Annotated in this window: 4 protein-coding genes; 3 read left to right on the forward strand and 1 reads right to left on the reverse strand. The window is 57.5% G+C overall.

The features are described from left to right. Positions 1–1,232 (forward strand): F0F1 ATP synthase subunit beta (atpD, locus tag ACIQ5B_RS10895; protein ID WP_397599030.1); only part of this gene is annotated, 1,232 nt, incomplete at its 5' end. Between the two features lie 6 nt (positions 1,233–1,238). Beyond that, entirely contained in the window at positions 1,239–1,499 is a 261-nt protein-coding gene (locus tag ACIQ5B_RS10900) for an ATP synthase F1 subunit epsilon (protein ID WP_183941657.1), read from the forward strand. A gap of 17 nt (positions 1,500–1,516) precedes the next feature. Here the strand turns inward: ACIQ5B_RS10900 and ACIQ5B_RS10905 are convergent, their stop codons facing one another. Beyond that, positions 1,517–2,002 (reverse strand): SH3 domain-containing protein, encoded by a 486-nt coding sequence (locus tag ACIQ5B_RS10905; protein ID WP_397575205.1) that lies wholly within the window; start codon positions 2,000–2,002, stop codon positions 1,517–1,519. A gap of 96 nt (positions 2,003–2,098) precedes the next feature. Between ACIQ5B_RS10905 and ACIQ5B_RS10910 the strand changes: the two genes are divergently transcribed. After that, the coding region (locus ACIQ5B_RS10910; protein WP_397599031.1) for an NAD(P)-dependent oxidoreductase at positions 2,099–2,638 on the forward strand (540 nt) is incomplete at its 3' end.

A 2,638-nucleotide genomic window follows, 5' to 3' on the forward strand; every position in this document is an offset into this window, starting at 1 on the left:
TGCGTGACACCGGTGCGCAGATTTCGGTTCCAGTTGGTCCCATGACCCTTGGCCGCATCATGAACGTTATCGGCGAGCCCATCGACGAGCGTGGCCCTGTTGGCGCTGCAAAGTCGAACCCAATCCACGCAGAAGCGCCTTTGTTCACCGACCAGTCGACCGAAGCTGAAATTCTCGTCACCGGTATTAAGGTTATCGACCTTCTCGCGCCTTATGCAAAGGGCGGCAAGATCGGTCTGTTCGGCGGTGCCGGCGTTGGTAAGACCGTTCTTATTCAGGAACTGATCAACAACATCGCAAAGGGCCATGGCGGCGTTTCGGTGTTTGCTGGCGTGGGTGAGCGTACCCGCGAAGGTAACGATCTGTATCACGAATTCCTCGACGCTGGCGTTATCGCCAAGGACGCCGACGGCAACCCAACCCCAGAAGGTTCGAAGGTTGCGCTGGTGTTCGGCCAGATGAACGAGCCTCCCGGTGCGCGTGCACGCGTTGCTTTGTCGGGTCTGACCATGGCGGAATATTTCCGCGATGAAGAAGGCCAGGACGTTCTGTTCTTCGTCGACAACATCTTCCGCTTCACACAGGCCGGCTCCGAAGTGTCCGCACTTCTTGGCCGTATTCCTTCGGCTGTGGGCTATCAGCCAACTTTGGCAACCGACATGGGCCAGTTGCAAGAGCGTATTACGTCGACAACCAAGGGTTCGATTACCTCGGTTCAGGCCATTTACGTTCCTGCAGATGACTTGACCGACCCTGCACCAGCCACGTCGTTCGCTCACTTGGACGCGACGACTACGTTGAACCGCGCAATTTCGGAATTGGGTATCTACCCAGCAGTTGACCCGCTTGACTCGGTCAGCCGCGTTTTGACACCAGCCGTTGTTGGCCAAGAGCATTATGACACGGCACGTCGCGTTCAGGAAACGCTGCAGAAGTACAAATCGCTTCAGGACATCATCGCGATTTTGGGCATGGACGAATTGTCGGAAGACGACAAATTGACGGTTACCCGTGCGCGTAAGATCCAGCGTTTCTTGTCGCAGCCTTTCCATGTTGCTGAAGTCTTCACCGGCATTTCCGGCAAGTTCGTTCAGGTCGAAGACACGGTTAAGTCGTTCAAGGCAGTCGTCGATGGCGAATATGACCATCTTCCAGAAGCAGCCTTCTACATGGTTGGCGGCATCGAAGATGCAGTTGCCAAGGCTGCCAAGCTTGCGGCGGAGGCGGCGTAAGCCATTATGGCACTTCGTTTCGAACTCGTAACACCTGAAAAGCTCTACCGCTCGGACGACGTCTATATGGTCGTCGTTCCGGGTAGTGAGGGCGATTTTGGTGTGCTTGAGGGCCACAGCCCAATGATGAGCACGCTGCGTAACGATGCCGCGCTTGAGATTTACGCGACGCAGGGTGCGACGCCCGAGCGCCTCATCATCGCTGGTGGCTTTGCAGAAGTGAATGAGAACGGCCTGACCGTTCTGGCGGAGCGCGTCGAGGCTTAAGCCTCGCGCGTTACGACTTAGGGGGCTTCGTCGCCCCAGATGCGCGCCGTTTCAATATAGCCATAGCGGCCTTCCGTTTCGAAGCGGCAATAGCCCTTTTCACATTCTTCGATAAGCCCGACCACACCGGGTTCAACGCGCCATGAAATATGCGCGTTGGCTTCAGGCGCGTCACGTAATGCGCCAATTTCTTTACCGATGACGATGGCAGCCCGCTTGGGGCTCAGCAAGCGGACATGCAGCCATCCCTGCTCGCCATCGGGGTCTTGGACCTTGCGCCATACGCTGTGCACCGCCACGACCTTCACGGGCAGGTTTTCGCGCTTATACACCCATGTAACGGGGAATTCAGTGCTTGGACCCGTACGCATGCGCGCCTCTGGCTTCGAAATTGACGCCCAATAAGGCGGCTTTTGTTGGGCCTGCCCGGCGGCGGACGCAGCACCAAAAAGCGCAAGCGCCAATGCACCGCAACGCACGATCGAATTGTGTTGATTAACCATATTTTTTACCACCGTGTTCATCCTATACCGTAAGCGCAGCGCGCAGCGCAACCATCCTGTCTTGACCTTGTCGCATAATCGGCTTTAGTCACTGCCATGCCCGAACTTAGCCGCATTGAACGTCCGTCTGTCCGCGTCACCCGCACGCTTCTTCCTGCTGTTGAAAAGCGCATGGCGGAACTGTTCGATGCTCGTTTCAATGCTGATGATGTGCCCCTCACCCGCGATGCGCTTGTTGCCGCGATGGCGGATTGCGACGTGCTCGTGCCGACTGTTACGGACTCCATCGATGCCAGCATCATCGCCGCCGCCCCGCCGCGCCTGAAATTGATCGCGAGCTATGGTGCGGGGGTCAATCACATCGATCTCGCCGCAGCAAAGGCCAAGGGCATCATGGTGACGAACACGCCCGGGGTGTTTACGGACGACACCGCTGACCTGACGATGGCGCTCATTCTGCACGTGCCCCGCCGCCTTGGTGAAGGGCACCGGGCCATGCGCAATGGTGAATGGAATGGCTGGAGCCCCACAGGCATGCTGGGTCACCGCATTGGTGGCAAGACGCTCGGCATTATCGGGCTTGGCCGTATTGGAGAGGCCGTTGCCATGCGCGCCAAGGCATTTGGCATGAATATC

Origin of the sequence: Sphingorhabdus sp., assembly GCF_044374345.1 — a bacterium.
In the GTDB taxonomy this organism is placed as follows: domain Bacteria; phylum Pseudomonadota; class Alphaproteobacteria; order Sphingomonadales; family Sphingomonadaceae; genus Sphingorhabdus_B.